The following is a 3,816-nucleotide window of genomic DNA, read 5'->3' as shown; positions in this document are numbered from 1 at the left end:
CCTTGCTCGCCGCGGCCCGCGATGAGGCGCTGGCGAAGCGTGCGCGCGATCGCGCGCTGACCCATGAGCCGGGTGCGACCAACAGCGCCGCCCTGATCCGCGGTGTCTCGCGCCTGCAACAGGAAAACCCGTTCGACTTCGCCGTCGCGCACAAGGACAAGGTGGATGCGTTCGTCGACTCGACCTCGGCGGCCCGTTACTACCCGGCGCTCGCCACCAGCTCGCTCGACCTGAAGATGGTCGACAAGGTGCAGGCCTTTGCGGCGAAGAACATCGCCGAAGGCTCGCGCCGCGATGCCGAGACCGCCGTGGCAGGCATCCGCTACCGCGTCATGGTCCGCGACCAGCGCCTCCCGGCGGTGGACGCGTGGCTCAAGAAGAACGGCTGATGCGGTAAGGTGGGGGCCCTCGGGCCCCTCACTTCAAGGTAGGAGCCCACGCTGTGGGCGACATCTTTCGCGAAAGCGTCGCATACCCTGTGGCGGTTGTACGAAAGGCGTCGCCCACAGGGTGGGCTCCTACGACATCCAGACATCATGCGATATCGACGACTTTCTTCATTTGCCGTTGTGGCGCTGGCCGCGCTTGCCGCCTGCGCAAAGGACACCACCCCCGTCCGCGGCTACACCGTGGTGCACCGCTATCCGCATGATCCGAAGGCCTTCACCGAAGGCCTTTTCTACGAGGACGGGTTCCTCTACGAAAGCACCGGCGAGTACGACGGCGCGGGCGTGCGCAAGGTAGACCTGGCGAGTGGAAAGATCGTCCAGCAACGCGACGTGCCGCAGGGTTACTTCGGCGAAGGGATCATCTTCGCCGGGCCGTACCTGCTCCAGCTCACCTGGCAGCAGGGCGTCGGGTTCCTCTACGACCGCGCCTCGTTCGAACTGAAAGGCACGATCCGCTACCCGGGCGAAGGCTGGGCGCTGACGCGCGATGCCACGCACCTCTACATGAGCGACGGCACGCCGGTGATCCGCGTGCTGGATCCGGATACGTTCAAGCAGACCGGCAGCATCACCGTGACCGCCGACGACGTGCCCGTGCAGCTGGTGAACGAGCTGGAATGGGTGAAGGGCGTGATCTACGCCAACGTCTGGCAGACCAGCCGCATCGCCCGCATCGACCCGAAGACCGGGAAGGTGCTCGACTGGATCGACCTTTCACCGCTGGTCAAAGAGCAGAACGTCGGTGGCGATCCCGACGCCGTGCTCAACGGCATCGCCTACGATGAAAAGACCGACCGGCTGTTCGTCACCGGCAAGCGCTGGGCGACTCTCTACGAGATAAAGGTCAAACGCTGTCGCGTAGGAGCCCACCCTGGGGGCGACATCTTTCGCAACAGCGCATCTGGTCCTGTTGCTCTTCCGCGAACGGCGTCGCCCACAGGGTGGGCTCCTACCGTGTCAGGTTGAGCGTTCGCACGCCGCCTGCAATGCATCCCTGAAGCACCCGGGCTGGGTCAGGCGCGCGGCGAGCGTGCCCTTGAAGGCATCGCCGTGGCCGCAGGCGGGTACGCGGTAGACGTCGGTGTGGTCGTCGTGGCGGTCGGCGCCGTGCGAGACCAGGCAGCTCTTGTCGAGCGAGATCACCACGGTGCCCGCGCAGAGGCGGCGGGCGAGGGCGTTGATCGTCGTGTCGCTCATCGCCGTGACGGCCGCGGCGGTGATATCGATGTTGAGGAAGCGCCCGCACGCGTGGGCGAACTCATGCAGGCCAAGCAGCAGCACGTCCGTGCTGGCGAACTCCCGCACCGAGAGGCGCGGTGGCATCGGGCCCGGATCGAGGATGCGCAACAAGCGCTTGGCGCCGGCGAACTCCAGCGCCGCGGCGACAGTATCGATGTTCGCTTCCGCCGAGGCCAGCAATACGGTGGCCTCGTCGAACAGATCGCCCTGCGCCGCGACAAAGGCGGCGTCGAGGTGATCGTTCGCGCCAGAGGAAAGCACGGCAAGCGATGACCCGCGCGGCTCGTCGAACAGGCCGGTCCGCCCCGTACGCACGCCGGGAATGACCTGCCAGCGCGCATCCACGAGCGGCGGCAGGCCGGAAGGGTCGATCACGTCATCGCCGATGGCGGCGATCAGGCCCACGCCGGCGCCGGCATGCGCGGCGGCGACAGCCTGGTGGAACGCCTTCCCACCGGGACGGCGCTCGAAGCCTTCGGCATGGACAGGTTCGCCGGGGCGGGGAAGGCGCGGCACGCGCCAGCGCTCTTCCTCGCTATATCCGCCGACCACCAGCAGGCGGATGCCGGCCATGGATCAGAAGCGTTCCAGCACGCCGGCGATGGTCGCCGTCATGAAGGTGGCGATGGAGCCGCCCAGCACCGCGCGCAGGCCCAGGCGGGCCAGGTCGGCGCGACGGTTCGGGGCCAGGCCGCCGATACCGCCGATCTGGATGGCGATCGACGAGAAGTTGGCGAAGCCGCACAGCGCGTAGGTCGCGATGAGCCGGCTTTCCGGCATCAGGTCCGGCAGGTGCTTCGCGAGGTCGGCATAGGCGACGAACTCGTTGATCACGACCTTCTCGCCGATGAAGCTGCCGACCATGGTGGCATCGTGCCAGGGCACGCCGATCAGCCACGCCACCGGGGCGAGCACCCAGCCGAAGATCGTTTCGAGGCTGAAGGTGACCGGGTGGCCGGCGTTCGCCGAGAGATAAGCGTTGATGCTGTGCTCGCCGCCGATCGTGCCGACCCACTGCACAGGGCCGTTGATCAGCGCGATGAGCGCGATGAAGGCCAGCAGCATGGCGCCGACGTTCAGGGCGAGCTTCAGGCCATCGCCCGCGCCCGTCGCCGCGGCGTCGATCACGTTGGCCGTGGTCTTTTCCACTTCGATCTTGACGGTGCCGCGGGTGAGCGGCTCCTGGGTTTCGGGCACGAGGATCTTGGCCAGCACCATCGTGGCCGGGGCGGCCATGACCGAGGCGGTCAGCAGGTGCTTGGCGTAGAACATGCGCGAGGCCGGGTCGTCACCGCCGAGCATGGCCACGTAGGCGGCCATCACCGAGCCGGCGATATGCGCCATGCCGCCGATCATGACGGTCATGAGCTCGGCCTGGGTCATGCGCTCCAGGTACGGCTTGATCGTCAGCGGGGCTTCGGTCTGGCCGATGAACACGCTGGCGCAGACGCTGGTGGTTTCCGCGCCGGAGACGCGCATCACCTTGGTGATGACCCACGCCATGCCCTTCACGATCTGCTGCATCACGCCGAGGTGGTAGAGCACGCCCGTGAGCGAGGCGAAGAAGATGATGGTGGGCAGCACCTTCACCGCGAAGATGACGCCGAACTTATCGGTATCGAGCAGGCTACCGAAGATGAAGCGCGAGCCGACTTCCACGTAATCCAGCAGGCGCACGAAGCCAGTCGCGATCGCGTCGAACACGTCGCGGCCCAGCGGCACCTTCAGCACGATGGCGGCGAACGCGATCTGCAGGGTGATGCCCGTGGCGACCAGCTTCCAGTCGACCGAGCGCTTGTTGTTGGAGAAGCAGAACGCGATGCCCACGAGCATCGCCAAACCGAACAGGCCAAACAGAACGTGGCCCAGCAGATCCAGCATCGTGACGTACCCCTTGGAAGCCCGGGGGGTAGCCCCGCGACCGCTTAAAAAACGGGAGGTTACGGGACGGGACGCCCCGGGGCAAGGCGCAGCGCGAAAAAGGCGTGAAGGCCCCCGCCCGCCGCCCTTGTGGGAGCGGGGGGGGGGGGGGGGGGGGGGGGGGGGGGGGGGCGGCCCCGGCAGGCCACCCCCCCCCCCAAAAGAGCGGCGGGCACCCGGCAGAGCGGGGCGCGCGGCGGCCCCCCGG

General features: G+C 67.5%; 3 protein-coding genes and 1 pseudogene. 2 read left to right on the top strand and 2 right to left on the bottom strand.

Annotation, left to right across the window (positions count from 1 at the left end; genetic code table 11):
- Together ACTHLF_RS10735 and ACTHLF_RS10730 are read left to right on the top strand one after the other, a co-directional pair.
- A pseudogene (locus tag ACTHLF_RS10735) lies at positions 1-389 on the top strand (M1 family peptidase); the annotation flags it as partial.
- 147 nt (positions 390-536) lie between these two features.
- The gene (locus ACTHLF_RS10730; RefSeq protein WP_440327294.1) at positions 537-1,415 is read left to right on the top strand and encodes a glutaminyl-peptide cyclotransferase; all 879 of its coding nucleotides are present in this window, start codon (positions 537-539) and stop codon (positions 1,413-1,415) included.
- Here ACTHLF_RS10730 and ACTHLF_RS10725 read toward each other — a convergent pair.
- Both ACTHLF_RS10725 and ACTHLF_RS10720 read right to left on the bottom strand, forming a co-directional pair.
- Entirely contained in the window at positions 1,407-2,261 is an 855-nt protein-coding gene (locus ACTHLF_RS10725) for a PfkB family carbohydrate kinase (protein ID WP_440327292.1), read from the bottom strand. The two genes, ACTHLF_RS10730 and ACTHLF_RS10725, sit on opposite strands and share 9 nt — an antisense overlap.
- Positions 2,262-2,264: 3 nt before the next feature.
- A complete protein-coding gene (locus ACTHLF_RS10720; RefSeq protein WP_440327290.1) occupies positions 2,265-3,569 on the bottom strand; it encodes a NupC/NupG family nucleoside CNT transporter in 1,305 nt (434 codons plus the stop codon).
- Between the last annotated feature and the right edge of the window lie 247 nt (positions 3,570-3,816).

The organism is Luteibacter sp. (assembly GCF_051958795.1).
GTDB lineage: Bacteria > Pseudomonadota > Gammaproteobacteria > Xanthomonadales > Rhodanobacteraceae > Luteibacter.
Note: the sequence above shows the minus strand (reverse complement) of the source record. Positions and strands in the feature narration are given on the sequence as shown.